We start from the raw sequence: 26618 nt of genomic DNA on the forward strand, positions 1-26618 counted from the left end.
CGAACCGCCCACTTCCCCGCCAGCGCCGGGCCGGGCGCCCGTCAACCGGAGCCGGAGGCCAGTGAGCAATGCGCGCCAGTGTCAGGACACCTGCGCGCCTGGGCCGCTGAGGGCTCGCCCGGCAGGCAGCCCGCGCGCCAGCGCCAGGACACGGTCGGTGACCTCGCACTGGGTGCGTACCGAGGCGCGCCATGAGGGCACCTGCAGCGAGTGGTCGGCACCAGGGACATCCCAGACCTGCACGTCTGCCGCCACCGGGGTGAGGGCGGGGCCGCCGTCCCAGTGGGGGTCGTCCGTCCCGCCGACGACGAGGCCGGGGGCCGGGTACGTCTCAATGGCCCGCCTGACCCGGACGTCGTCGAGCAGGGGCGTGAGCCACACCCCGGCCACCTCGTGACGGCCCGCCCACGGGGCCAGGCGGGTCCCCAGGGACTTGGCCACCAGGAGCAGGGGGAGGTCAGCCTGCTTCAGAGGCGCCCCGGCCAGCGTACAGGACAGGGCGGCCTCGGCGAGGGCCTCGAGCGCGGCGGAGTCAGTAGGCGGCGTGCCCCACTCCAGGACCGCCACCGCCCACCCGTCCTCCACGAGCGCGGTGGCCGGCCAGAACAGCAGCGGCATGGTGGCCGGGTAGCCCCGGCCCGGGACGACCAGGCACAGACCCGCCGGCTCGTCGGGCACCGGGCCCGGCCAGCGGCGCAGGCGGACCCCGTCGGCAAGGCGGGCCGCCGTCACCTGGGCCCGCCCGGGGGCCGGAGGACCTCGGGGCGGCCGCGGTCGGCGTCGGCCAGGACCGTGCCGCTCCCGGGCCCAGACGTGGCGCCCGTCGCGAACCGGGTGCACGTGGGGCGCCCTCGGGGTGCTCCCAGCCCGGGAGGCATCAGTCGCCCAGGGCGGTGCCCACGGAGCGGGCTGCCCGGATCCACTCGTGGTCCTGCGGGACGAACTTGATCCTCCCGGCGACGTCCTTCAGCGGGACCAGCTCCGTCCCGCGGCCGCGGTCGCCCACCATGACCCCGAACCTGCCGTCGGCGATCGCATTGGCGCCGGCCACTCCCAGGCGAGTGCCGAGCATCCGGTCGGCGGCGTTGGGGGTGCCACCGCGCTGGACGTAGCCCAGGATGGACACGCGCGCCTCCAGGCCCGTGGCCGCCTCGAGCTGCTCGGCCAGGGTGAAGGTGTTGGCGCGGTGCGAGGCCTCCAGGGTCCTGACGTTCCTCTTGGCCAGCGCCTTGAGGTCGGGGGAGGACGCGTCCTTGATCAGCGCCTGCGCGTGCGCCAGCTCCTGGGCGTCCGCGCGGTTGAGCGCGCCCTCGGCGACCGCGACCACGGAGAAGGTCGAGCCGCGGGAGCGGCGGCGCTCGATCTTGCCCGCGATCGCCTCCACGTCGTAGGGGATCTCCGGCAGGAGGATGACGTCCGCTCCCCCGGCGATGCCCGCGCCCAGCGCCAGCCAGCCGGCACGGTGCCCCATGATCTCGGTGAGGATGATGCGGTGGTGGGAGTGCGCGGTGGAGTGAAGGCGGTCCACCGCCTCGGTGGCGATCTCCAGGGCCGTGGCGAAGCCGAAGGACGTGTCGGTCTCGACAATGTCGTTGTCAATGGTCTTGGGCAGGTGCAGGACGTTGAGACCGGCGTCCACGAGCCGTTTGGCGTTCTTGGCGGTCCCGCCGCCGCCCAGGCACACCAGGGCGTCCAGCTCGTCCTTGTCGTAGTTCTCCACGATGGTGGGGACCATGTCGCGGGCCTGGCCGTCCACGACCATGCGGTGGACCTTGTCCCGGCTCGTGCCCAGCATGGTGCCGCCGGTGGTCAGGATGCCGGACAGCGAGGCGCCGTCGAGCTCGGTGAAGCGGTTCTCCGCCAGGCCGCGCATGCCGTCGCGGAACCCGATGAGCCTCCAGCCGTGCTCCTGGATCGCCGCCTTTCCGAAGCCGCGGATCGCGGCGTTGAGTCCAGGGGCGTCTCCGCCGGCGGTCAGGATGCCGATGCGCTTGGTAGCCATGAGGACAGTATGCCGCCTGGAGGGGTGCGCGCGGCTGGCGGCACGGCACGCGCGTCCCGGTAGACTCCTGCCCCGGACGCTCTCAGCGCCGACACCCGCCCCGGGAATGTCAGGGCGCCGATCGGCGTTGAGCCCGGTGTGCCACGGGCCCGGGCGCGCCCGGCACGAGTATCGAGCACGAGAGAGGCAACAGCATGGCAGACCGCGCACTGCGGGGCATGACCATCGGCGCGAAGTCGATGGAGTCCGAGGAGGGCGTCGAGTTCGCCGAGCGGCAGATGATCAGCTACGAGTGCCCGCTCGCGCACGTCGTGGTCGTCCCCATGGCGCTGGAGGCCGAGGTCCCCCAGACCTGGGAGTGCCCGGAGTGCGGCCAGGTGGCCGCGCTGCGCGGCGAGGAGGAGCCCGAGCCCGACGAGCCCAAGAAGGCTCCCCGGACCCACTGGGACATGCTGCTCGAGCGCCGCGAGATCGACGACCTCAAGGTCCTCCTCGGCGAGCGGCTCGAGATGCTGCGCTCGGGCGAGATCTACCGCGAGCGCTTCTGATGCCGGTCGCGGCCGACCGGCTGCGCCTCAGCGCCGACGCCGGTTCGCCGGCCGCCGGCGCCTGCCCGCTCGCGCCCGGCCGATGCGGTCGCCCAGCCTCTGGGCCGCATCGGCCAGCTGTCCGCCCCGCTTGACCAGCCCCCACTTGGTCACCAGGCTCAGCTCCTCGGTGAAGATCCCGCCGGAGAGCTTGGAGTGGCCCGCCTCGCGCTCCAGGAAGGTGATCGGCATCTCGACGATGCGCCCTCCGATGTCGGCGACGAGCTTGGTCATATTGACCTGGAAGCCGTACCCGAGCGCCTCCACCTTGCCCAGGTCCAGGCGGCGCAGGACCGATGCCCGGTAGACGCGGAAGCCGGCCGTGGCGTCCCTGACCCGCAGGCCCAGCATGGCGTTGATGTAGAGGTTGCCCCCGCGGGACAGGGCCACGCGCCTGGCGTCCCAGCCCCGGGTGGCGCCGCCGGAGACCCAGCGCGAGCCGATGACGAGGTCGGGCTCGTCGGCCATCTCCGCGCGCTGGATGAGCAGGGCGAGGTCCTCGGCGCGGTGGGAGCCGTCGGCGTCCATCTCGCAGATCAGCTCGTAGCCCGAGGCGAGCCCCCAGGAGAAGCTGGCCAGGTAGGCGGGCCCCAGGCCGCTCTTCTCCGTGCGGTGCAGGACGTGGATGCGGTCGTCGACCTGGGCCCGCGCATCGGCGAGCTTGCCCGTGCCGTCGGGGGAGCTGTCGTCGACCACCAGGATGTGCGCCTCGGGCACGGCCTCACGTACACGGTCGAGGGCCCCGGGCAGGGAGTCGATCTCGTTGTAGGTGGGTATGACGACGAGGGCCTTCACAGTTCTTCTCCGATCCTGGTGGGCGGGTCTCAGCGCCGGCGGTTTCCGGCAGCGCGACGACGGCGCGTAGCGCTGGACACGATACCGGCTGCCGCCAGCGCAGCCGCGACGGCGCACAGGACGCGCCCCGGCCAGTCGCCCAGGGTGTCGGCCGGCGTGGTCGAGGTGCGCAGGCCGACGTCGGCGACCAGGGCGGCCTGGGTGTAGGGCCGGGTCTGCTGCTCGACGACGCCCCGGGGGCTGATGATCGCGGTGATGCCCACCGTGGAGACCTGGACGACGCTGCGTCCGTGCACGACGGCCTGGACCCGCCCCTGGGCGAGCTGCTGGGCGGCCTCGGAGGAGGACAGGAAGCTCGCGTTGTTGGTGGGGATGACGATCAGCTCGCCCCCCTGGCGCACGCCGTCTCGCAGGATGCTGTCGTAGGCGACCTCGAAGCAGATGCCCATGGCCAGGGTGATGTCGCGGTCCTGGGCGGCAGCGCGGACGGTGAGGGTCTGGGGCCCGGTTCCCGGGGCCATGTCGGTGCTGATGCGGTCGACCTCGGCGGTCAGCCGTCTGATGTGGTCGCGCAGGGGGACGTACTCGGCGAAGGGCACCGGCCGGTGCTTGCGGTAGTAGGCTCCCGCGCCCCGGCCGGGGGTCCACACGACCATGTCGTTGTAGCGGACGTCGTCCTCGAACAGGACGGCGCCCACCATGATCGGGGCGCCCACTGCCTGTGCGGAGGCATCGATCATGGTGGCGGTCGAGCGGTGGGTGCGCGGGTCGAGGTCAGCGGCGTTCTCCGGCCAGATGACGACGTCGAGGTTGCCGCTTCCGACGTCGGCGGCGAGCCGGTCAGTGGCCCGGGCATGGTTGCCGGTGACCTCCAGGGCCCGGTTGAAGGCGTCCTCGAAGTCCTTGGCGACATCGCCCTGGACGGCGCCCACCCGCAGGTTCCCGTCCTCGGCGGCGCTGTGAACGGGCAGGGCCAGCGGGGCGGTCAGGACCAGGCCCGCGCAGGCCGCCGCCACCAGGGCGGGCAGGAGCGCCTGGGCGCGCAGGGCGTGGGCGGCCTCGAACAGGCAGGCTCCGATGAGCGCCACCAGAAGCGTCAGGCCGATGGAGCCGCCGTAGGCGGCGAAGGGGAGCATGGGGGCGTCGGCCATGGCGAAGGCGAGCCTGCCGAAGGGGAAGCCGCCCCACGGCCAGCTCGAGCGCAGCTCCTCCACCCCGCACCACAGCACCGTGAAGGAGGCGGCTCGTGCGACGGCCGCGCGGCCCGCCCCGGGGCCGTCCGCGGCCAGGGCGGGTATGCGGCCCACCAGCGCCCATGCGGCGCCCAGGGCCGTGGTGTAGAGGGCCTGGACGAGGGTGAGCGCCGCCCACCCGATCGGGTTTCCCATGGCGACGGCGGTGAAGTGCAGCAGCGGCGCGAAGAGCGCGATCCCGAAGACCAGCCCCAGTCCGGCGCCCGCTCCTGCGCCCCGCCCCCGGAGGGCACCCATGAGCACGGCAACGCCGACCGGCGCGGCCCACCACAGGCCCGTCGGCGGGAAGGCGGCGGTCACCGCCAGGCCCGCCAGTGCGGCGGCCAGGACGGGCATGAGAGCGCGCACCGCCCGGGGGCGGCCGGGCCCGTCCGAGGCCGAGTCGGCGGTGCCGGCGGTGCGCGGTCTGTCGCTCGTGCGCTTGGGCGGTGTCACAGGTTGAAGCATAGAGGCACCGGGCGCCCCGCCTCAGGCGCGGCTGCGGCGGTGCGCGGCCAGCCGGGTGCCGTGCCATGCCAGGGCGAGCGCGGTGCCGGCCGCCGTCCCGATCAAGCAGGAGACGGCGGTACCCGCGACCCAGGACAGCACTGGGTTGCCACTGAGCTCCTCGGCGCGCTCAATGGTGCGGTGCAGCGGGCCGAACCCGATCTCGGCCAGGTTGGTCGCCAGAATGTGCCCGCCGACCCACAGCATGGCCACGGTGCCGACGATCCCGAGGCCCGTGAAGAGCGCCGGCGCGGCGGAGACCACGGCGCGCCCGAAGGACCGCGAGACCCGGGTGCGGCCCTTGACGGCCAGGTGCGCCCCGGCGTCGTCGAGCTTGATGAGCGCCCCGACCAGCCCGTAGACGGCGAAGGTGATGAGCAGGGCGATCATGACCAGGACGATGACGCGCCTGGTGGAGGACTCCCCCTGCACCTCGGCCAGCGCGAGCAGCATGATCTCGGTGGACAGGACGAAGTCGGTGGTGATGGCGCGCTTGATAATGGACGCCTCGTCCGCCGGGCCCTCGTCCTCGGCTGCCTTTTCGGCGGCCTTCTCAGCACGGCCGGGGTGCAGGAGGAGCCCCAGGAGCTTCTCCCCTCCCTCGAAGCACAGGTAGGCCCCGCCGATGACGAGAACGACGGGCAGGAGGGCTGGCGCCACCGCCGTCAGCAGCAGGCCCGCAGGCAGGATGATGAGGAGCTTGTTGCGCAGGGACCCGACGGTGATCTTCCTGATAATGGGCAGCTCGCGGTCCGGGGTGATGCCGGTGACGTACTGCGGTGTCGCGGCGACGTCGTCGACGGTGGCGGCCGAGACCTTCGCCGAGGCCTTGACGGCCAGGGAGGCCGTGTCGTCGATGGTTGAGACCGTCAGCTTGGCGAGCGCGGCGATGTCATCGAGAAGGGCGAAGAAACCTGACATGGGGCGCGGGTGTCCTGTCGTGGTGAGGCTGCTCCGAGCGGGGGCCCGGCCACAGCGAGACTACCCGCCGCGTCCTCCCCACGGGGCGACCGGCCCGCGGGAAGGACGGGCGCCCCGGTCCTGCCCGGCCGGGTCCCCCTCACGTCCCTCATACCGCGGACCAGCCCACCACTCCCCTGTTGACGTCCAGGCTCGCCTGGGCGGCCCCGGTCGACAGCGCCTGGAGCGCCCGCCGCCGCTCGGGCGCGGCGTCCTCGGCGGGCAGGAGGCAGGCGAGCTGCCCGAGCACGTCGAGGAGCTGCTTGGACCAGCGCACGAAATCGCCGGCGGTCAGCTCGCAGGCCTCCAGGACCTCGGCCAGGTCGGCGCCCTCGGCCCACGCCTTCACAGCCCCCGCCAGTGCGGGCTCGGCGCCGCTGGAGGACTCGATGCGCGCCAGGGCCTCCAGGTCGTTGATGGAGCGCGACAGGTGGATCTCCTGACGCAGCACCGCCCCCAGGCGGGAGCACGGCGCCGCGGGCAGGCCGATGGACTGCACCGCCAGCCGCGGCTCGTACACGCATGCCGACACCGCGGCCGCCAGGTCGGCGGGCTCGAGCCCCTCCCACAGGCCGGACCGCAGGCACTCGGAGATGAGCAGGTCGCGCTCGGCGTAGACGCGCGCCAGCACCCGGCCGGCGTCGGTGACCCGCAGGTCGCGCTCCGGGTGGCCGCGGTCGACGGGCTCGAGATAGCCGAGCTCGGTGAGCACCTCGCACACGGCGTCGAAGAGGCGGGCGATGGTGCCGGTGCGACTGTCCACCCGGGCCTGGAGCCGGTCGGCCTCGGCGGACGCGCGCACCCACTTGCGTCCCGTGCGGGCGTGCTCCTCACGGTCGGGGCAGGCGTGGCAGGGGTGGGCGCGCATCTGGTGGCGCAGATCCTCCAGGCGCCCGGTGGCCTGCTCGTCCTCGTCCTTTCGCCGCCGGCGCCGCCGGATCCGGGCCTGCTCCACGTTCCCCGAGCGCAGGACGTCCAGGAGGCGCTCCGCCAGGCGCTCGCGGTCCCGGGGCCTGTGCACGTCCACGCCGGGGGCGACCTTGAGGGAGCCGACCCTGAGGACGCCCTCGGGGGTGGTCTCCGGCGACAGGGTCAGGACCCGCGAGTCCTCCCCCAGGACCGTCAGGACGGGCGTGCCGGAGCGGTCCACGCCCTGGTCCAGGACGACGGCGTGCTTGTGGCGGCGTCCCTTGCGGTGGATGATGATGTCGCCGCGGCCGAGGGAGCTCATGGTGCGCACGGTCTCGTCGCGGCGCTGGGTGCGGCCCTGCCGGGACAGCTCGGCCTCGGCCTCGGCGATGCTCTGGCGCAGCTGCATGTATTCGGCGAAATCGCCGAGGCGGCAGCTCATCTGCTTCTCCAGGGAGGCTAGGGCTCGGCGCTTCCTGCGGGCCTGGGCGGCGAGCTCGACGACGCCGCGGTCGGCCTGGTACTGGGCGAAGGAGGACTCCAGCACCTCGCGGGCCCGGGCGCGCGAGGTGCGCCCGAGCAGGTTGACGGCCATGTTGTAGGTGGGGCGGAAGGCCGACACGAGCGGGTAGGTGCGCCGGGAGGCCAGCGAGGAGACGAAGGCGGGCTCGATCTCGTCGGCGGCCAGGACGACGGCGTGCCCCTCGACGTCGATGCCGCGCCGGCCCGCCCGGCCGGTCAGCTGGGTGTACTCCCCGGGGCTGAGGGTGACGTGGGCCGACCCGTTCCACTTGCGCAGGGACTCCAGGACGACGGTGCGGGCGGGCATGTTGATGCCCAGGGCCAGGGTCTCGGTGGCGTAGACGACCTTGACCAGCCCGGCGCTGAAGAGCTCCTCGACGGTCTCCTTGAAGACGGGCAGGAGGCCGGCGTGGTGGGCGGCCACGCCCCGCTGGAGGGCGTGCGCCCAGCTCCGGAACCCGAGCACCCCCAGGTCCCTCCTGGGGATCTCGGCCGTGTGCCGGTCGATGACCTCGCGGATCCGGGCCGCCTCGGACTCGGTGGTCAGGTCGATTCCGGCCTCCACGCTCTGGTGGACGGCCTGCTCGCAGCCGGCGCGCGAGAACACGAACACGATCGCCGGCAGAAGATCGGCCCGCTCGAGCGCCGTGATGACCGCGACCCGTGACGGCGGACGCAGGCGCGCGACGCGGGCGCCGCCCTCGCCGCGGCGCGGCGCCCGACCGCCCTGCCGGTTCCTCCCCCGCCGCCACGGCTGGGCGGCCGGGTCGCCGCGGCCGGACTTGGACGCGCCCGCCTCCCCGGCCGCTGCGCGGCGGGCCCTGGCCAGGGCCTTGAGCAGGTCGGGGTTGAGCGGCGGCTGGGCCGCGAGCGGGCCGTCGCCGCCCGGCGACGGCCCCGACGTGACGGTGTAGAGGTCGAGCAGCCGTCGGCCGACCATCATGTGCTGGGTCAGGGGCACCGGACGGTGCTCGGAGACGACGACGGCGATGCGGCCGCGCACCTGCCCGAGCCAGTCGCCGAACTCCTCGGCGTTCGAGACGGTCGCCGACAGGGAGACCACCTGCACCTCGGGCGCCAGGTGGATGATGACCTCCTCCCACACCGGGCCGCGGAACCGGTCGGCGAGGTAGTGCACCTCGTCCATGACCACGAAGCCGAGGCGGCCTAAGTCGCGGGAGCCCGAGTAGAGCATGTTGCGCAGGACCTCGGTGGTCATGACGATGACGTCGGCGTGAGGGTTCACGGAGGTGTCCCCGGTCAGCAGGCCGACGCGCTCCGCGCCGTAGCGGGCCAGCAGGTCGAGGTACTTCTGGTTGGACAGCGCCTTGATGGGGGTGGTGTAGAAGGCCTTGAGGCCCTTGGCCAGCGCCAGGTGGATGGCGAACTCGCCGACGACGGTCTTGCCTGCGCCCGTGGGCGCGGCCACGAGGACGCCCTCGCCGCGCTCGAGCGCCTCGCACCCGCGGACCTGGAAGTCGTCGAGGGGGAACTCGTAGGTGTCGGCGAAGCGGGCCAGCTCGCTGCGAGAGGCCGCCTGTCGGCGTCGTGCGGCGGCGTAGCGTTCGGCGGGCGAGCTCATGGCGTCAAGCCTACGGGCAGCCCATGGGTGCCGCTGCCCCGCTCCGCAGCCCGACCACCGCGCGGAGCCCGGTCGCGTGCGCGCCCCGTCCCTCAGCGCGGCAGCAGCACCGAGACGACACCGGGGACGGCCTCCAGCCGCAGCGGCAGGCCGGCGATGGCCTCGCCGTCGGCCATGGGGCACGGCGGGGTGCGCAGCCCCGCCCCGGGCGGCAGGGTCTCGATGGTGACCGCGCGAGAGCGCTCGAGGCGGACGGCCGGGTCGCCCAGGTGGGCGCCGGAGAAGAGCCGCGCCAGCAGGCCGAGGAGCCGCAGCCGCCCCACCGGGTCCAGGCGCAGCACGTCCAGCAGGCCGTCGGCGGCGTCCGCATCGGGAGACAGGTCCATGCCGCCCCCGATGTAACGGGTGTTGGCGACCGCGACCAGCAGGGCCGCCCCCTCCCAGGTCCCCGAGTCGGTGGTGAGCCGGTAGCCGTAGGGGGCCAGGCCCGCCAGCTCACCCACGACGGCGCGCAGGTAGCGGCCCTCCCCCGAGGGCCAGGCCAGCGTGTTGGCCCGGGCGTTGACGGCGGCGTCCAGGCCCGCGGAGACAACGGCCAGCGACCACTCGTGCTCGGCGGGCACGGGCGAGCCGTCGGGGCGGGCGGCGTGGATGGCGTCCAGGCGGGCGATGCGCCCGGCCCCGCGCAGGGCGGCGTCGATGACCTCGACGGCGGCCGCCACGTTGCGGCCGGGCAGGCCGAGATGGCGGGCGATGTCGTTGCCGGTTCCCACCGCCACGATGCCCAGGGGCACGTGCGTGGTGGCGACGACGTCGAGACCGAGGTGGACGGTGCCGTCCCCGCCGACCACGACCAGGGCGTCGGGCCCGCCGTCGTGCTCGAGCAGCGCCGTCGCGTTCGCCCGCGACTCGTCGTAGGAGGAGCCGTGGACGACGACGACGTCGTGCCCGGCGGTGACCAGCGCCGTCACGGCGGCGTGGGCGGCGCCGCCGTGACGTCCGCGTCCGGACGTCGGGTTGGCGACCAGGGCGATGCGCATGAAGGGTGTCGGGCGGGTCGGGCGGGATGACGGGCAGCCGAGGCGGCCGAGAGGCTCAGGCCCTGTCGGCGCGCTCGGGCGGCTGGGCCGCCGACCGGGTCGCCGGGGCAGAGGGCGCTGAGGGCGCTGAGGGTTCGGCCAGGGCGGCGTCGAGCTCGGCGTCGAGCTTGGCGCGCCTCCTCTCCACGCGCTTGTCGTGCTGGATGGACATGAAGCAGGCCAGGAAGTACAGGCCGGTGATCGGCAGCGCCATGAAGATCATGGACCAGGGGTCGGGCAGGGGGTTGGCGAAGGCCATGAAGGTGAAGATGCCCACGACCGCCCATCGCCAGCCCTTGAGAAGTGTCCTGCCCTTCACGAGGCCCAGTCGGTTGAGGGCGACGAGCAGCTCGGGCAGGAGGAAGGCCGCGCCGAAGACGAGGATCAGGCGCAGGTAGAAGGAGAGGTAGGTCGATGAGTCGATGATTCCGGCGGACGAGCCCCAGTCGGGGATGAAGTTGGTCAGGATCTGCACGGCGTGGGGCATGATCCACATGCCCAGGGCGCATCCGGACAGGAACAGGACCAGCCCCGTGACGCCGAATGCCCACGTGTAGGCCTTTTCCCTACGGGTCATGCCGGGGCCGACATAGGCCCAGAACTCATACATCCACAGCGGGGACGCCAGAAGCACGCCGACCCAGATGGATATGCGCAGGCGCAGGTCGAAGGAGGCCAGGATCGTCGGGAAGTTCACCTTCAGGTCCGCGCCGTTCGCATTGGCCTGGTTGATCGGGTAGGTGATGATGTTGTAGATCGGCCTGTAGATCATGTAGCCGACGACGGCCATGACCAGGACCCCGATGGCGGAGATGAACAGGCGGTTGCGCAGCTCGCGCAGGTGGTCCCCGATCGACATGATCGCCTCGGGATTGTCCCTGCGCCTCCTGATCTTCGGGAGCCTGGGCACCTCGACCTCCTTCAAGCCGGATCTTCAGAACTGCTCAGAATGAATGACCGGGGATCACTGCTTGGCTGATCCCTCGGGGCTCTGCGCGGCGCTCTGGCCGGGCTGAGTGGGCTGGGTGTAGTAGGTGCCCTCCTGAGGCTGCTGGATCTGCGCGGGGGGCTGCTTGCCCTCATCCTCGTCGCGCAGCTCCTTGACCTCCTTCTTGAAGACCTTCATGGACTGCCCCACGCTCCGGGCGATATCCGGCAGGCGGTTGGCGCCGAAGACGAGCAGGACCAGGACGAGCAGGACGACGATGTGCGTCGGCGAGAATTTCACAGCGCTACTCCTTGGGTAGGCGGGTGTGTCGATACGGTTTGAGTCTAGCCTCAGCCGGACCCCTCCCCGAACCGCCGTCTGAGGTGGGCCCCACATTCGCCCCGGGGCGGACGCGGCGCGCGCCGTAGCGGGCCAGGGCGCGGGCGGCCGCGGCCGCCGCGTCCCGGGCCAGGTCGGGCGGCTCGACAGCGACCAGGTGCCTGCCCGCGGAGAGCACCAGGCCGATGAGCCAGGTCCGGTCGCGCCCGCGCACCACGGCCCTCAGGGCGCCGTCGGCCCGCTCGGCGACGCTCTCGCAGACCAGCCGCTCCACCAGCCACCGCCCGCCGGGCGCCAGGGTGAGGACGGCCGTGGGCCGGGCGTCGGGCCTGGTCGGCCGGCGGCGCCTGCGATGAGAGGCCGACGGCGTCTCACCGCAGGCGGCCTCCAGGATCCGGTCCAGCCGGAAGGAGCGCTCCGCCGCGGCGCTCAGGCACCAGGCGCGCAGCGTCAGGTGCGCGCCGTCGGTGGTGAGCTCGAGCGGATCGACCTCGCGCACCGTCCGGGTGTCGGTGGCCGAGACGTAGGTCAGTCGCAGCCGCCGCTGCTCGGCCAGGGCGCGCCGGACGGTCTGGAGCACCGGGGAGCGCGGGTGCGCCGCCGATGCGGGGTCCTGCTCGGCCGGCGCCGCCCCGCCGCTGGTCGTGCCGTCGCCGATGGCCGCCCGCAGCGCATTCCGGGCGCCCCGCAGGGCGGCCGCCGAGGCGGGGTCATCGGCCAGGACGCGGCCGAGTACCCGCAGGGACAGGAGCAGGGCGATCGCCTCCTGGCGAGACAGGCGCACCGGCCGGTCGAGCCCGAGCGGCTGGGCCAGGCTCAGGCGTCCCGCCTCGAAGGCCGTGGCCGAGAAGTCGACGAGGTCGTCCGGCATGCCGCCGGGCAGCCCCGAGACCCACAGGGTCGCCACGTCCGCGCGAATCGTCTCGGGCGTCACGCCGAAGTGCGCGGCCGCCTCCCGGAGGGTCGCGCCGTCGTTGTCGGCGACCCAGGCGGGCAGGGACAGGAGCCGGACGAGCCGGTCGGTGGAGGCGCGTCGGGCCATGTCACAGGCCTTCCGGCGCGAGCGCCGCGGCCCCGGCGAGGTGGGCCACGACGTCGTCGCGCAGCTGCGCCGGGCCCACGACCACCACGGCGTCGGACAGCGCGGCCAGCGAGCCCGCGAAGGCGAAGCGGTCTGCGTAGGGCACGGTCAGCACGTCCCACCCGGGTGGCGCGCCGTCGCCGTCCGCGAGCGCGGTCGCCTGGGACCGCAGCTGCAGGGCCCTGCCCGGGGCGACGGCGATGAGCGCCTCGCGGGGCTCGGGCCCGTCGTCCTGCGGCGGCGGGAACGCGCCGGGCCCGGAGACCGCCGCGACCTCCCCCGCGATCCGCGCCAGCCGGAAGGTCCGGGGCGCTGCGGCGCCGCGGTCGAAGGCGTCGAGGTACCAGGCGCCCTCGCTCATCCGCAGCCGGTGCGGCTCGACGGTGCGGGCGCGGGTCGTGCCCGAGGACGCCGAGGTGTAGTCGAAGGAGACGACGCGCCGCTCGTCCACGGCGGCGGCCAGCGCCGGCGGGATCTCCTCCCCGGCCAGATCGGCCGTGAGATCCACCAGCGCACTGGCTCGGGGATCCTCGGCGACGACGGCGCGGATCTTGGTCAGCGCGCGGCGGGCGGTGGCGGCCAGGGCGCCCGAGCGCCAGGCGGAGGCCGCCAGGTCGATGGCCGCCGCCTCCCCGACGGTCAGGGCGACCTCGGGCAGGGCGTAGTCGTCCTCGGCGATGGAGTAGCGGCTCTTCCCGCCCCGGGCGGTGGCGGTGATCGTGATGCCGAGGTCGCGCAGGACCGTCTTGTCCCGTTCGAACATGCGGCGGGCGCTCTCGCCCCCGCGCCCGTCGTAGCCGGCCACCGTGGCCACCACCTCGGCCGCCGTCATGCCGCGCGCGGTGCTGCGCAGGGCCAGCAGCAGGTTGATCTGCCGCTCCTCGGCGGGGATCCTCTGGGCGGGCGTGCTCCTCACGGTCACAGCGTAGGCGCAGCCGCGCTCCCGTCGGGCCGCCCGCCGGCCCGGTACGGTGTGGTCCATGATGTGGCGTGACGGCACGGTCCTGGCACTGCGGCGCAGCTGGGGGGCGGTGGGCAGGCGGTGCGTCGAGCTGGACGTGCGCGTCGGCGCGGCGCCGGCGGGCGCGACCGCCATGACGGCCGGCGAGGAGCTGCGCGCTGTCGCCTATGAGACCCTCACGGGGGCTCCGGAGCCCGGTGAGCGGGTGCGCCTGGAGGTTTCCGCCCTGGACCGGGAGCTGGGCACCGGCGGGCACGCCATGGTGTGCGCCCGGCTCGACGTCCTGCCCGAGGACTCCGCCTGTGCCGGGCACCTGGTCAAGGCCCGCTACATGCCCGACCAGGTCGTGGTGGCCGGGGTGGACGAGCAGGGCACCGAGCACCACGGGCTGCTGGCCTCCCCCGTCGACGACCTCGTGCTCGGCGGGACGCCGGTGGTCGTTGCGGACCTGCACTCCAGCCTGCCGGCCGTCCTCGCCGGGGCTCGCGCAACGGGTGGTGCGCGCGGACCGGTGCGCGCCGTCTACGTCATGACCGACGGCGGGGCCCTGCCCCTGCCCTACTCGCGGACCGCGGCCGCCCTGCGGGGGGCTGGCTGGCTGGCCGGCACGGTGAGCGCCGGCCAGGCGTGGGGCGGTGACGTCGAGGCCGTCTCGGTGCACAACGCCCTGCTGGCCGCCCGTCGCATCCTGGGGGCCGACCTGATCGTCCTCGCTCAGGGGCCCGGCAACCTGGGCACCGACACACCGTGGGGATTCTCCGGCGTGGCCTGCGGCGACGCCGTCAACGCGGTGGCCGCTCTGGGCGGGCGGGCCGTCGCCTGCCTGCGGGTCTCGCAGGCCGATGCGCGGGCGCGCCACCGGGGTGTGTCGCACCACTCGCTGACCGCCTACGGGCGGGTGGCGCTGGCCGCGGCCGACGTCGTCGTCCCCGCTCTGCCCGGGCCGCTGGGAGAGCGGGTGGCCGCCCAGGCGCGCGGGCTGTGCGGTCCGCGCCCGGTGGGGGCCCGGCACCGGTACGTCGAGGTGGGCGTGGACGGGCTCCTGGAGGCGCTGGAGGCGGCGCAGCGGGACACGGGGGTGCGGATGTCGACCATGGGGCGCGGCCTGCGCGAGGACGCCGCGGCCTTCCTCGCCGCCGCCGCCGCAGGCCGGCACGCGGCGGGCCTCCTGGCAGGCTGAGCGGCCGGGCCCGCCGTCCCGGTCCGGCCGGGGTGGCGGAGCCGCATGCGGCGGGACGCTCAGGCCCGTTTGAGCTCGGCGGCCCTGTGCATGGTGGGCGCCAGGCTCGTGTACAGCTCCCTGTAGATTCCGAAGAGCTCGCGGTACCGCGCCGTGTTCGCCGGGTTCGGCGTGTGGCGGCGCTCGACTCTGCCGAGATAGCGGGCGGCGTCGTCGAAGGACTCGTACAGGCCCGTGCCGACTCCGGCGAGGACGGCGGCGCCGAGGCAGCTGGCCGTGCCCGCGGCGGGAACACGGATCTCCTTGCCGAGGACGTCGGCCTTGATCTGCGTCCACAGGCGCGAGCCGGCGGCGCCGCCGACCGAGTACAGGACGCCGGTCTCGGCGCCGGCCTCCTCCGCGACCGTGACGTTGTCGAGGAGGGAGAAGGCGACGCCCTCCATGACGGCCCGCCAGATCGCGGCCTTCGTGGTGCCGAAGCCGAGGCCGAAGAGGAGCCCCTGGGCGTCGGAGTCCCAGATGGGGCCGCGCTCGCCCTGGAGGTAGGGCAGGAACCACACTCCGTCGGAGCCGACCGGGACGCTCTCGGCGTCGGTGTCGATCCTCTTGAAGGTGTCCTGCGGGCCGCCGAAGGTGTTGCGCGCTCAGTTCAGCGAGGCGCCTCCGGCGATGGAGCCGCCCTGGAAGAGCCAGGTGCCGGGCACGACGTGGCGGGAGAGGATGAGGCGCTCGTCGCGCACCGGCGAGTCGGTGACGATCGACATGCCGCCGGCCTGGCCCCCCTGCTCCTGGGTCTGTCCCGCCCTCATGACGCCGGCCCCGAGCGTCCCGCAGGCGGCGTCGAGACCCCCGGCGACGACCGGCGTGCCCGCGGCCAGCCCGGTCGCGGCGGAGGCCTCGGCGGTGACGGTCCCGACGACCTCGTGGCAGGGCACCGCCTGCGGGAGCCTGGTGAGGTCGAGGCCGAGCTCGGCCGCCAGCGTCTGGTCGTACTCGCCTGTGGCGGTGTCCCAGGCGTGGATGCCGTAGGACTGGGAGACGTCCTGGGAGACCCTGCCGGTCAGGCGCAGGACGATAAAGGAGCTGGACTGGAGGAACCAGCGAGCCGCCCTGTAGACCTCCGGCCGGTTGCGCTGGAACCAGATGATCTTGCCGGTGGTGTAGGTGGGGGCCAGCCGGTTGCCCGACACTGCGAGGATGCGGTCCGCGCCGACGCGCGCGACGAGGTCGTCGCAGATGTTCTGGCTGCGCGTGTCCATCCAGATGGGGGTGTTGGCGAGCACCGTGCCGTCGGCATCGACGGGGACGGCAGACCAGGACTGGCCGGAGACGCCGACGCCGGCGACGCGGTGTGCGCCGACCGTCTCGACGACGGCCCGAGTGGCCAGGGTGATGGCCTCCCACCACTCGTTCGGATCCTGTTCGACGAAGCCGGGGGCATCGACGACGAGGCGGTAGTCGCGGGTCTGGTCGGCCAGGACGGCGGCGTCCCTGGTGAAGGCGGCGACCTTCGTCGAGGATGTGCCGACGTCAATGCCGATGAGGACGTCCTTGGCGGTGCTGCTGGGTGTGATTGCAGTGGAACTCGTGGAACTCATGGTGCACTCCGTTGGGCAAGAGGTTCGGGCTGACAGTGGTTGGTGGGCGCGGGGACGACAGGTACCGGGATCAGGGCCGGCGGGCGGCCGAGGCGTACCAGGTGAGCAGGCGCTCGGCCTCGGCTGCGGCGGACCTGACGGACGGGCCGATGTACCTGCGGGGGTCGACCAGCTCCGGGTCGGCGGCGAGGACATCGCGAACGACGCCGGCGGCGACGACATTGAGGTGCGTGGACACGTTGACCTTGGTGATGCCGGCCCTGACGGCCGACCGCAGGCCCTCGTCCGACACGCCGGAGGAGCCGTGCAGGACCAGCGGCACCGGGACCGCGGCGGCGAGGCGGGAGATGAGCTCGTCATCGAGGAGGGCCGAGCGCTCGGTCATGGCGTGGGAGGAGCCGACGGCGACGGCCAGCAGGTCCACGCCGGTGGCGGCGACGAAGCGGGCGGCGTCGCCGGGATCGGTGCGCGCGCCGGGAGCGTGGACGCCGTTCTTGCCGCCGACCTCGCCGAGCTCGGCCTCAACGGAGACGCCGGCGGCGCGGCAGTGCTCCACCATGCGGGTCGTCGTGGCGACGTTGGCGTCGAAGGGCAGCCTGGAGCCGTCGTACATGACGGAGGTGAGGCCGAGGTCGGCGGCCTTCTCGATGAGGTCGGTGGACTCCGCGTGGTCGAGGTGGACGACGATCGGCACCGCGGCGGCCTCGGCGACGGCCAGCGTCGCCTTGGCGATGGGGGCCAGGCGCCCGCGGTGGTACTTCACGGTGTTCTCGCTGATCTGGAGGACGATGGGGCGGCCCGCGTGCTCGGCGGCCTCGGCGAAGAACTCGGCGTGCTCGAGAAGGACCACGTTGAAGGCTCCGAGGCCCGCGCCCTCGGAGCGGGCGGTCTCGGCGACGGAGGCGAGGTCAGTCAGTGACATGGTGAGTCTCTACTTTCATGGTCGGAAGGAGGGTGGTGTAGGTCTCCAGGTCGACGAGACCGGCGACGGGCGTGCGCACCGCGGCGACCGACAGGGCGACGGCGGCCCCCAGCGCGCGGGCGTCGATCGGGTCGGCCTCGGGGCGGGCGTCCATGAAGGCGGCGATCGCGGCCACCGCGGAGTCGCCGGCTCCGGTGGGGTTGACGACGGGGACGTCGGGGGCGTCGGCATGCCATACGGTCGGGCCGTCCTGGCCACGGACGTAGAGGTTCATGCCACGTGGCCCGTCCGAGACCATGACGGCGCGCACACCCCGTTCCAGGAGGGTGACGGCGCCCGCGGCGGGGCTCGTCTCGCCGGTCGCCTGGGCGAGCTCCTCGCGGTTCGGCTTCATGGCGTCGGCGAGTCCCGCGCAGGCCACCAGCAGCGGCCCGGAGGTGTCGAGGATGACGCGCGCGCCCCTCCCCCGGGCGGCGCGCAGGAGGGCTCCGAGGTCCTCGGCGGAGGTCTCCGGCGGACAGGATCCGGACACGACGAGGACGTCGCCCCGGCCCGCCCCCTCAAGAGCGGTGTCCGTCAGCGCCCGCCAGTCCGCGGGGGAGACGGGGGCTCCGGGCTCGTACAGGCCCGTCGCACCGCCGTCGGCGTCGCGGACGATGACCGTCGCGCGGGTGGGGCAGCCCGGGCCGAGGTCGAGCCACGCCTGCTCGGCGTCCCAGTCGCCGAGCAGCTCGCGCATCTCCTCGCCCTGCCGGCCGCCGAGGAAGCCGGAGATCCGGACGCGGCGCCCGGGGGCGCCATCGACCTCGCGGGTCTGCCGGAGGACGGAGGCCACATTGAGTCCCTTGCCGCCCGGTCTGCGCACGACGCCTGTGACGCGGTTGACCTGGTTGAGTCGCGGGTGCGCCACCTCATAGGTAATGTCGATGGCTGGATTCGGTGTGATAATAATAATCATGAGGTTCTTCCTTCTCGAGGCGGACCGCTGCGGGTCGTCATCGGATGCCGTCGAGATCGGCGGCCCCGGCGTTCTCGCCGCCAACGGCGTAGAGGACCTTGAGAAGCGCTCCGCGACCGCCGCGGACGGCGTCGAAGGCGGCGGCGCCGGAGTCGAGCGGGAACTCGCGCGAGACGACCGCGTCGGCGTCGATCGCCCCGGAGGCGAGGAGCTCGACCGCCTGGGTCCACTCGTGGCCGGGGAAGGGCGCCGAGTAGGACATCCAGGATCCGGTGACGCCCAGCTCGCCGCGCAGGATGAGCTCGAACTGCTCCGCCTCGAAGGCGACGGGGCGGGTGCAGGTGCCGATGTAGACGACCTGGCCTCCGCGGGCCACGGTCTGGACGGCCTGGACCTGGGTGACGGGGTGACCCGCGGTCTCCAGGCAGACCCCGGGGGCGGCGGACCGGTCGGCGAGGCGGGCGGCGAGGTCGGAGCCGGGCACCGCCTCGTCCGCTCCGAGACGACGGGCGAGGTCGAGCTTGTCCGGCTGCACGTCGATGGCGGTGACGTGCCTGACGCCACGCGCCTTGAGCGTCTGGATGGCGAGCAGGCCGATAACGCCCGCGCCGAAGACGGCGGCGCGGTCGACACCGGTGTAGTCGGCGCGCTCGAGGCCGTGGATGGCGACGGTCAGCGGCTCGACCAGGGCGGCGTCGCGCAGGCGCATGCCGTCGGGCAGGGGGACGAGGTTGGCGGCGGGGGCGTTGACGTAGGTGGCCAGCGCCCCCTGCCGGCGGGAGCCGATGAAGGTGTACCTGGGACACAGGGAGTAGTGGCCGGCGGCGCACGCCTCGCAGCCGTGACAGGGGCTGAGCGGCGCGACGGCGACACGGGTGCCGAGGGCGACGCCGGCGACGCCCTCGCCGAGGGCGACGACGACCCCGGAGAACTCATGGCCGAGCACCTGCGGGAAGGAGTGGACGCCGCCGTCGAAGTAGCGCGGGAAGTCGGAGCCGCAGATTCCGCAGTAGGCGACGGCAACGGTCACCTCCCCGGGGGCGGGGGGAGCCAGGGGCTCCTCGACGAGGGGCATCTCGGCGACGCCGGTGACGGACAGGAGGCGGTTGACGGTGGTCGGTGGAGTCATTGCGACGGCCTTTCGCGGGTGCTGGACGGGCCCGGTCAGGCGGCGGAGCCGTCGGCGGCGGGCTTCTCGGCGGGCCTGTGGGCCGCGTCGGGATCGGGCGCCGCGGGGTCGCCCTCCCGGGGGGTGAAGAGGGTGCCGCGGCGGTACTTGAGGAAGAAGTAGCCGAAGGCGAGGACCATGAGGACGAGCACGACGATGACGCCCGCACCGACCCTGCCGGACAGGAGGTTGGCCAGGACGTAGGTGACGGGGTTGCCGCCCTGGTCGAGGCTGGCCACGCGGTCGGCGTTGCCCAGCAGGCCGGTGTCGGCGGCGAGGCGGGTCTGGAGGTCGACCATGTGGGAGGAGATCCAGATGGTGCCCGCCATAATGACCGTGCCCGAGATGAGGGTGCGGAAGATGTTGCCGTGGTGGATGCCGACCGCGATGGCGACGAAGAAGGCGATCGTGGCCAGGTCGCCGAAGGGCAGGACGACGTTGCCGGGGACGACGACGGCGATGAGCAGGGTGAGGGGCACGAACAGGATGCCGGCGGAGACGACCTGCGGGTCGGCCAGGAGGAGGGCGGGGTCCATCCCGATGCGGTAGGCGGGGTTGTTGAACCTGCGCTGGAGGACGCCTTCGGCGGTCTTGGCGATGGGGACCATGCCGTTGACGATGAGCTGGACCACCATGGGCATGAGAACGATGACCGCGCCCATTCGGATGGCGAGCGTGGCGGCCTCGCCGACGGGGTAGCCGGCGAGGAAGCCGATGAGCAGGCCGAGCACCGCGCCGATGACGACGGGGCGCCCGAGGGGGCCGAGCCTCTCCGTCATCTTCTCGCTGGAGACGTTGATGCGGCGCAGGCCCGGGATGTGGTCGATGAGGTCCTCGACGGGGACGGCGATCAGGCCCATGAGGACTGGCGAGCCGTGGGACATGGCGATCCCCTCAAGGTGGAAGTACTTGTCGGTGACGGGGCTGAAGATGTCGCCGAGCTTGTAGGAGATCGCGGCGTGGACGGCCACGGCGAGGCCGGCCAGCAGCAGGGAGCCTGTGGCGATGTGGACGATGGCTCCGGTGAGCCCGAGGTGCCAGATGTTCCAGATGTCGACGTTGATGACATTGGTCATCCTGGCGATCAGCATGAGGATGTTGACGACGATGGCGATGGGGATGGCCAGCAGGCCCATCGTCGTCGCCCAGGCCATCGGGGCCGAGCCCGGCCAGCCGACGTCGATGACGGTGAGGGTGAGGCCGAAGCGGTCGGCCATGGACTGCGCCGCGGGCCCCATCGTCTCAGTGAGCAGGCATGATGACCATGCTGATGCCGACGAAGCCGACGCCGACGGTCAGGCCCGCCCAGACGGACCTGCCGATGCCGTGGCGCAGCAGGAGGCCGAGCACCATGACGATGAGCGGGAGCATGACGGAGGGGCCGAGGTCGATGATCGCGTGCAAGAACTGCATGAGGGTCTCTCTTCGTTGAAATGACCGGGTGGGTGAGGAGGTGTCAGACGACGCGGACGTCGAGCCCGCGGGAGCGGAAGCCGGCGAGAAGCTGCGGGTCGGCACTGGTGTCGGTGACCAGGAGGGCGGGCTTGTCGCTGGTGGCGGTGACGTTGGGGGCGACGGCGCCGAGCTTGGTGTGGTCGGCGACGACGACTGTGGCGGCGGAGCGCTCAACGGCGAGGGCGGAGACCTCGGCCTCGAGCGCGTGGATGGAGGTGAAGCCGTTGACCGGGTCGGCTCCGGAGCAGCCCAGGAAGCACATGTCGAAGTGCAGGGCGCGCAGGTTGCGGGTGGCGAGGGGGCCGTGGAGCGAGTGCTCGGAGCCCCGCACCACGCCGCCGGGCAGCATGACGGTGATGTCCGGGGTCTCGGCGAGCAGCCGGGCGATGGGGATCGAGCAGGTGACGGCGGTGATGCCGGTCAGGTCCTCGACCTGTTGCGCGAGCCGGGACGCGATCGCGAAGGTGGTGGTGCCGTAGTCGAGGAAGACGGTGTCCCCGGGGGCGATGAGCTCGACCGCGGCGCGCGCGATGGCGTCCTTGACGGTCGTGCGTACGGTGCGCCGCAGCGGGTAGGCGGTCTCCATGTTGGCCGCGGTGAGCACGGCGCCTCCACGGACCTTGGTGAGCAGGCCCTGCTGCTCGAGCTCGTAGAGGTCCTTGCGCACGGTCTCCCGCGAGACGCCGAGCACGGTGGTCAGCTCGGCGATGGTGAGGGACTGCTGCGTGCGCAGGCGGGCGAGGATCTTCTCCTGGCGTGCGTTCATGGGCGTCTCCTTCGCGGGCCGCCGCCGAGCGACTTTGCGTTTGCAAACTTAGTTTTGCATTCGCCCAGTCGTGTGTCAAGAGGCTTCTCCGCCCGGTTCCCGACCACGGGGCGCGGTCGTCCACTTCATGTGAGACGAGCGCCGTCCGGCACCGCCCTGCACTACCCTGGGCGCCATGAAGACCTTTGAGGACCTCTTCGCCGAGCTCCAGGACAGGGCCGCCGCCCGACCCGCGGGCTCGGGCACCGTGGCCGAGCTGGACCGGGGCGTCCACTTCATCGGCAAGAAGCTGGTCGAGGAGGCCGCCGAGTCCTGGATGGCCTGCGAGCACGAGTCCGACGAGGCGGCCTGCGAGGAGCTCAGCCAGCTGCTCTACCACCTCCAGGTCATGATGGTCGCCAAGGGCTACACCCTGGCCGACGTCTACAGGTACCTCTGACGCCTCTGAGTGCTGACGCCTCTGAGTGCTTCTGAGCAGCCGGGGCGCTCCCCCGCCGCTCACCACCGCAAGGACCGACGTAAGGATCAAGGATCACTGTGCTGCGCATCGCCGTGCCCAACAAGGGCTCCCTGTCCGAGCCCGCCGCCACCATGCTCACCGAGGCCGGGTACCGCACCCGCCGCACCGGGCGCGAGCTCGTCCTGCTGGACGAGGCCAACGAGGTCGAGCTGTTCTTCCTGCGGCCCCGGGACATCGCCGTCTACGTCGGCCAGGGCGCCGTCCACGCCGGCGTCACGGGCCGCGACCTGCTGCTCGACTCCGGGGTGGAGGCCGTCGAGCACCTGCCTCTGGGCTTCGCCCGCTCGACCTTCCGCTTCGCCGCCCCGGCCGGGACCATGCGCTCGCTCGACGACGTGGAGGGGCGGCGCGTAGCCACCTCCTACGACGTGCTCGTGCGCGGCTACCTCGCCGCCCAGGGCGTGGACGCCCAGACCGTGCACCTCGACGGGGCCGTGGAGTCCTCCGTCCAGCTGGGCGTGGCCGACCTCATCGCGGACGTGGTCGAGACCGGCACGACGCTGCGCGCCGCGGGCCTGGAGACCTTCGGCGAGCCGATCCTGGCCAGCGAGGCCGTGCTCATCACCACCGAGCGCTACCGGGACGCGCCCGGCCTGGCCACGCTCGTGCGCCGTCTGGAGGGGGTGCTGCGCGCCCGCTCCTACGTCCTGGTGGACTACGATGTGCCCATGAGCAGGCTGCACCTGGCCGCGGCGCTCACCCCGGGCCTCGAGTCGCCCACGGTCTCGCCCCTGCAGAACCCCGACTGGGTGGCGGTGCGCTCCATGGTGCCGCGCGCCGAGGTGAACCGGGTCATGGACGAGCTCTACGAGGCGGGGGCCCGCGCGATCCTCGTGTCCTCGCTCCTGGCCTGCCGGCTGTGAGGGCGCGAGCGGGCCACTGAGTACAGCGCCCAGCCGCCGCCGATGATCAGGGCGGCTGTGAGCGCGCACAGGCACCAGAACGTCCAGCTGACGGCGCCGCGCACCTCGACCGGCGTCTCGAAGGACGCGTAGCTCATCTCCGAGTCCAGGCCCTCGACCACGACGGTGTGCCGTCCCGAGGCCAGGTTTGTGGGGAGGGTGACGGCTCCCGTCGCGGTGCCGTTCTCGTCCGCGACGAGGGTGCCCAGCGACTGGGCGGCCGAGTGAACGGTGACGGTGACGCTCGCTCCGGGCTGGACGCCGGAGACCGAGATGTTGAGGGTGTCGCCGGTGCGGACGGCCGTGACCTGTCCGGTGGAGGACGACGGCGCCCTCCCGTCCTCGTCGGGCGCTTCGAGCGTTCCCTGGACCTCGTGCTCGGCGCTGATCGTGAGCGAGTCGTCGACTCCGGCGAGGAACGCTCCGATGGTCTCGAATCGTTGCGACCGGGACGTGGGCATGGTCGTGTTGACCACCCGCGCCTGCTCGGTCTGGGACCATGCGATGAGCGACTCGGCCCAGGCGCGGTAGCCCAGGGCGTTGGGGTGGGCGAGCTCCTGAGTGCTTCCCGAGAGCGCATGACCCGTCAGGTCGCCCGGGGTGAGCCGGACGAAGTAGGAGTCGTCGTGGCAGATGGTGTGGTTGGGCTGGGCGAAGTCGACGACGTCGGACGCGTAGTAGATCGGGTAGCCCTGCGCCGAGAGCGACTCGACGGCCTGGCGCGCTGTGCGGTTGAGCGTCTGGATCACCGCCCGCCCGAAGGCGATCTCGGTGGGTGACAGCAGCGCGTCGCACTGCCCCTGCTGGGTCCCCCACAGCAGGTCGGGGTAGGGCGAGATGACCAGCGGGGCGACCGCCCCGTCGCGCTCGCGCACGAACGAGTCGGAGTTCGCGGTCTCCAGGACCGCCCGGTAGGTCTCCTCCAGATCGTGCTGGAAGTTCTGGATCGAGGCCAGCTTCGTCCTCATCCACGCGGAGTTGGCGGCGCAGTCCGCGAACAGGCAGCTCTTGACGATGTCCTCGAAGCCGATGTCGTTGCCGCCGATGGTCATGTAGACCAGTCCGGGCGCGTCGGAGAGGTCGCCCAGCGCCTCCACCTGCGGCTTCTCCTCGGGATGCTGGTACCTCCAGCGCACGTCGGCCGTGACCGCCCCGGAGCACGAGATGAGGACCGTGCTCTGCCCGCCCAGGAGGGCCCCGTAGGTGCTCGTCGACCGGTGGCAGGCGGGGTTGCCCGTGCTCAGGTAGTCTCCGGCGCCCTCTCCCGCGGAGTAGGAGTCCCCCAGGACCGCCACCGGGCCCGAGATGTCCCGGAGCAGCTCTCCGGCGTCGTCGACCGTCAGGTCCTGGTCGCTGACCTCGATGGTGCCGCTCTCGAGGACGGAGCCCTGCCCCTGGGAGCCGACCAGGATCCGCCAGTCCGCGCTCCCGGTCCGGTCGGTTCGGGCGGTGGCGACCCATGTCACGGACACGGACTCGCCGGGGGCCAGGTTCGGCAGCCGCCGCTGCGGGGCCAGGATCGTCGGGAAGATCTCCCGCGAGTCGCCCTCGCGCATGGCGACCACCGCCGTGAGCCCGGTCGCGGTGTCGTTGGACGGGTTGGTGATGGTGGCGGTCAGCTCGGCGTTGCCCCCGGCCCGGATGCGCGTGGGGGCGGAGACGCTCAGCTCGATGTCCTGCCTCTCGTACTTGGACAGCTCGTCAATGAGCTGGTCGGCGCTGTCCGCGTCGTGGTAGGTCGACGACGTCGCCTGGGAGATGCACTCCAGCTCCTGGCGGCCCTCCTCGGAGATGGTGAAGCCGATCGAGGGGACCTGGAGGGAGAAGCCCTCGGACAGGACCTCCCGGGCCACGTCGCACGGCGGCGGCCCGCAGTTGGACTCGCCGTCGGAGACCAGCAGCAGGGTCGCCGAGCTGTAGCCCTCCTGCTTGAGGCGGTCGACGACGGCGCGCAGGGCCGGGCCCGTCGGGGTGTCGCCGTCGGCGGTGAGATTGCGGATCCTGGAGTCCAGCGTCATGGGATCGCGCGTGACCCCGGGCTGCACCCCGGGGATCCAGCCCCCGGCGGCACACCCCTGGCTGGACGTGCCGCCGGGATAGGTCCAGATCCCCATGTCCGTTCCGGAGTCCGCGTAGGCCCGCAGCATCGCCGTCATCGTCGTCTTGGCCGCCTCCAGCTTGTTGCGGCCACTGGAGTCCTGCTCGTTCATGGAGCCGGACACGTCGAAGACGACGACCAGCGGCCCCTCCGGGGAGGCGTCCGACGGCGGGGCGCCGGGTGCCGGGGCGGTGCTCGACTGGGAGGCGCTCGGCCGGGGCGCGGACGTGCTGTTGTCGCCGACCGCGGTGGCCGGGGTCAGGAGCGCCGTGCCCAGGGCGAGGCAGACGACGAGCGCGGCGAAGACCGTCCGCGTTCTGCGCGTGCGTGTCATTTCGTCTCCAGCTGGTTGATCTCTGAGTCGGTGCCCTTGATGATGGCGTCTCCCAGGTAGACGTCCGCCCCGTTGTCCGAGCTCGTGACGATCTCCAGGCGCAGGACCCCGGTGACATCGATATTGAGCGGCTGGGTCTGGCCGTAGGAGACTGACGTGCTGGCGAGCTCGGCGCCGTCGCCCAGGACCCTGATCCGTGCGCTCGCCGAGGGGCTGGCGTCGTCGGAGACGCCGACGGTTGCGGACAGGGCCGACCCGTGCCTCTCCAGGAGCCACGCGTAGCTGGTCTCCTCGCCGCGTGAGCGGCTGGAGCACTGGAGCGCCTCGGTGTACTTCGTGCCCGCCAAGAACGTGTCCCGCGTCGAGCAGGATCCCGAGCGGCTCGAGTCGTGCGCGGTGTCGAGCTTGGACAGGTAGATGGACGAGCCGGCCTGGGCGACCGTCAGGGTCACTTCCGAGGGCAGGTCCGCCCCCTCCCCGGGCTTGACCTCCAGGACGGAGCCCGTGGCCGCCGTGGCGTCGAACTTCTCCTCGACGCGGGGCTCGGAGCCCAGGGCGCGCAGCGCGGCGACGGCGTCGTAACGGCTCAGACCGACGACCTTGGGCACCTTCGCCTTCTTGGACACCGTCAGCGTCAGCGCCTGCGTGAGCGGCTCGCCGACGACGGGGTCCTGGGAGACCACCAGCTCGGTGGTTCCGGCCCACTCGGTCTCGACCACTGTCACTCCCGAGGGGTCGAGCGACATGTCGGCAAGCGCCTGCTTGGCGTCGGACAGCGTCAGTCCGCGCAGGTCGGGGACCTTGGCGTCGGCGTCGGCGTCGATGGCGGGCACCTCGACGACGTCGGGCGCGGCGCCGGCGCGCGTCGCCTGAATCCTGTCCCCGGCGGTCCACCCGACGAGCACGCCGGAGCCGAACAGCCCCAGGGACAGGCACAGAAGACCGATGAGGGCGACGCGCAGCCTGAGCGACCGGGGCTGCCTCCGCCCGGGCTTGGCGCCTGCGGCCTGCTCGGAGTCGCCGGCCGGGAGCGGCTCTGAGGGGGCCGGCGGCGCGGCCTCGGCGGAGGCGGCCGCCGGTGGTGTGGCCGGCGCCGGGGGCGGCCCCGGCGGGCCGTCGCCGGGTCCCGGTGCGGGGAAGGCGCCGGGGCCCTCATCCTGGACGGGCTCCGCCTGCGGGGCGGGATCCGGGGTGGCGGGCAGACGGGGCGGCTCGGATGCTGGGGTGGACACC

General features: G+C 73.0%; 25 protein-coding genes. 4 read left to right on the forward strand and 21 right to left on the reverse strand.

The annotated features are described in order from the left end of the window. Positions 1–81: 81 nt before the first annotated feature. Complete coding sequence (locus O145_RS16355) at positions 82–732, reverse strand: alpha/beta fold hydrolase (protein WP_052374583.1); 651 nt, start codon at positions 730–732, stop codon at positions 82–84. Positions 733–877: 145 nt separating this feature from the next. After that, positions 878–2002 (reverse strand): 6-phosphofructokinase, encoded by a 1125-nt coding sequence (locus O145_RS02890; RefSeq protein WP_043559522.1) that lies wholly within the window; start codon positions 2000–2002, stop codon positions 878–880. A gap of 194 nt (positions 2003–2196) precedes the next feature. Here O145_RS02890 and O145_RS02895 point away from each other — a divergent pair, with 194 nt between their 5' ends. Beyond that, complete coding sequence (locus tag O145_RS02895; protein WP_043559525.1) at positions 2197–2550, forward strand: RNA polymerase-binding protein RbpA; 354 nt, start codon at positions 2197–2199, stop codon at positions 2548–2550. A 27-nt stretch (positions 2551–2577) separates the two neighbouring features. Here the strand turns inward: O145_RS02895 and O145_RS02900 are convergent, their stop codons facing one another. From O145_RS02900 to O145_RS02940, 9 genes are all read right to left on the reverse strand, one after another. Then, complete coding sequence (locus tag O145_RS02900; protein ID WP_043559528.1) at positions 2578–3384, reverse strand: polyprenol monophosphomannose synthase; 807 nt, start codon at positions 3382–3384, stop codon at positions 2578–2580. A 29-nt stretch (positions 3385–3413) separates the two neighbouring features. Next, positions 3414–4973: an apolipoprotein N-acyltransferase gene (gene lnt / locus O145_RS02905; RefSeq protein WP_043559740.1), complete on the reverse strand. Its 1560-nt coding sequence runs from the start codon at positions 4971–4973 to the stop codon at positions 3414–3416. Positions 4974–5105: 132 nt separating this feature from the next. After that, positions 5106–6044, reverse strand: coding sequence for a DUF808 family protein (locus O145_RS02910; protein WP_043559530.1), 939 nt, complete (start codon positions 6042–6044; stop codon positions 5106–5108). 148 nt (positions 6045–6192) lie between these two features. Then, the gene (locus O145_RS02915; RefSeq protein ID WP_043559533.1) at positions 6193–9096 is read right to left on the reverse strand and encodes a DEAD/DEAH box helicase; all 2904 of its coding nucleotides are present in this window, start codon (positions 9094–9096) and stop codon (positions 6193–6195) included. A 92-nt stretch (positions 9097–9188) separates the two neighbouring features. Further along, the gene (locus O145_RS02920) at positions 9189–10136 is read right to left on the reverse strand and encodes a diacylglycerol/lipid kinase family protein (RefSeq protein WP_043559536.1); all 948 of its coding nucleotides are present in this window, start codon (positions 10134–10136) and stop codon (positions 9189–9191) included. 55 nt (positions 10137–10191) lie between these two features. Continuing rightward, on the reverse strand, positions 10192–11085 hold the full coding sequence (gene tatC / locus O145_RS02925) for a twin-arginine translocase subunit TatC (protein WP_043559539.1): 894 nt from the start codon (positions 11083–11085) through the stop codon (positions 10192–10194). Positions 11086–11139: 54 nt separating this feature from the next. Then, positions 11140–11403, reverse strand: a complete 264-nt coding sequence (gene tatA, locus O145_RS02930) for a Sec-independent protein translocase subunit TatA (RefSeq protein WP_043559542.1) — start codon at positions 11401–11403, stop codon at positions 11140–11142. Positions 11404–11407: 4 nt separating this feature from the next. After that, positions 11408–12484 (reverse strand): helix-turn-helix transcriptional regulator, encoded by a 1077-nt coding sequence (locus O145_RS02935; RefSeq protein ID WP_084682331.1) that lies wholly within the window; start codon positions 12482–12484, stop codon positions 11408–11410. Between the two features lies 1 nt (position 12485). Continuing rightward, positions 12486–13439 (reverse strand): helix-turn-helix transcriptional regulator, encoded by a 954-nt coding sequence (locus tag O145_RS02940; RefSeq protein ID WP_229118305.1) that lies wholly within the window; start codon positions 13437–13439, stop codon positions 12486–12488. A 64-nt stretch (positions 13440–13503) separates the two neighbouring features. Between O145_RS02940 and O145_RS02945 the strand changes: the two genes are divergently transcribed. Beyond that, the gene (locus O145_RS02945) at positions 13504–14664 is read left to right on the forward strand and encodes a DUF3866 family protein (protein ID WP_043559547.1); all 1161 of its coding nucleotides are present in this window, start codon (positions 13504–13506) and stop codon (positions 14662–14664) included. Positions 14665–14723: 59 nt separating this feature from the next. On the opposite strand, the gene O145_RS18865 is transcribed toward O145_RS02945, so the two are convergent. The 8 genes from O145_RS18865 to O145_RS02975 all read right to left on the reverse strand — a co-directional run bounded on the left by O145_RS18865 (position 14724) and on the right by O145_RS02975 (position 21531). Next, on the reverse strand, positions 14724–15266 hold the full coding sequence (locus O145_RS18865; protein ID WP_267489909.1) for a xylulokinase: 543 nt from the start codon (positions 15264–15266) through the stop codon (positions 14724–14726). A 42-nt stretch (positions 15267–15308) separates the two neighbouring features. Continuing rightward, positions 15309–16262 (reverse strand): xylulokinase, encoded by a 954-nt coding sequence (locus tag O145_RS18870; RefSeq protein WP_229118307.1) that lies wholly within the window; start codon positions 16260–16262, stop codon positions 15309–15311. 70 nt (positions 16263–16332) lie between these two features. After that, positions 16333–17184, reverse strand: coding sequence for a class II fructose-bisphosphate aldolase (locus O145_RS02955; protein WP_043559550.1), 852 nt, complete (start codon positions 17182–17184; stop codon positions 16333–16335). Continuing rightward, positions 17171–18142: a 1-phosphofructokinase family hexose kinase gene (locus tag O145_RS02960; RefSeq protein WP_043559553.1), complete on the reverse strand. Its 972-nt coding sequence runs from the start codon at positions 18140–18142 to the stop codon at positions 17171–17173. The genes O145_RS02955 and O145_RS02960 overlap by 14 nt, the downstream gene beginning before the upstream one ends. A gap of 37 nt (positions 18143–18179) precedes the next feature. Then, the gene (locus tag O145_RS02965) at positions 18180–19271 is read right to left on the reverse strand and encodes a galactitol-1-phosphate 5-dehydrogenase (protein ID WP_052374585.1); all 1092 of its coding nucleotides are present in this window, start codon (positions 19269–19271) and stop codon (positions 18180–18182) included. Positions 19272–19306: 35 nt separating this feature from the next. After that, a complete protein-coding gene (locus O145_RS02970; protein ID WP_267489904.1) occupies positions 19307–20548 on the reverse strand; it encodes a PTS transporter subunit IIC in 1242 nt (413 codons plus the stop codon). Positions 20549–20552: 4 nt separating this feature from the next. Beyond that, positions 20553–20723: a PTS transporter subunit IIC gene (locus tag O145_RS19520; RefSeq protein ID WP_267489905.1), complete on the reverse strand. Its 171-nt coding sequence runs from the start codon at positions 20721–20723 to the stop codon at positions 20553–20555. Positions 20724–20766: 43 nt separating this feature from the next. Next, positions 20767–21531, reverse strand: coding sequence for a DeoR/GlpR family DNA-binding transcription regulator (locus tag O145_RS02975; protein WP_043559556.1), 765 nt, complete (start codon positions 21529–21531; stop codon positions 20767–20769). Between the two features lie 175 nt (positions 21532–21706). Between O145_RS02975 and O145_RS02980 the strand changes: the two genes are divergently transcribed. After that, entirely contained in the window at positions 21707–21970 is a 264-nt protein-coding gene (locus tag O145_RS02980) for a phosphoribosyl-ATP diphosphatase (RefSeq protein ID WP_043559559.1), read from the forward strand. Positions 21971–22068: 98 nt separating this feature from the next. Then, the gene (gene hisG, locus O145_RS02985; RefSeq protein ID WP_043559560.1) at positions 22069–22914 is read left to right on the forward strand and encodes an ATP phosphoribosyltransferase; all 846 of its coding nucleotides are present in this window, start codon (positions 22069–22071) and stop codon (positions 22912–22914) included. Here the strand turns inward: hisG and O145_RS02990 are convergent. Both O145_RS02990 and O145_RS02995 read right to left on the reverse strand, forming a co-directional pair. Beyond that, positions 22857–25385, reverse strand: a complete 2529-nt coding sequence (locus tag O145_RS02990) for a GDSL-type esterase/lipase family protein (protein ID WP_043559562.1) — start codon at positions 25383–25385, stop codon at positions 22857–22859. The genes hisG and O145_RS02990 overlap by 58 nt on opposite strands. Further along, complete coding sequence (locus tag O145_RS02995; protein ID WP_156966574.1) at positions 25382–26617, reverse strand: PASTA domain-containing protein; 1236 nt, start codon at positions 26615–26617, stop codon at positions 25382–25384. Before O145_RS02995 ends, O145_RS02990 begins: the two co-directional genes overlap by 4 nt. Between the last annotated feature and the right edge of the window lies 1 nt (position 26618).

It is taken from the genome of Actinomyces israelii DSM 43320 (genome assembly GCF_000711965.1).
GTDB classification, from domain to species: Bacteria; Actinomycetota; Actinomycetes; order Actinomycetales; family Actinomycetaceae; genus Actinomyces; species Actinomyces israelii.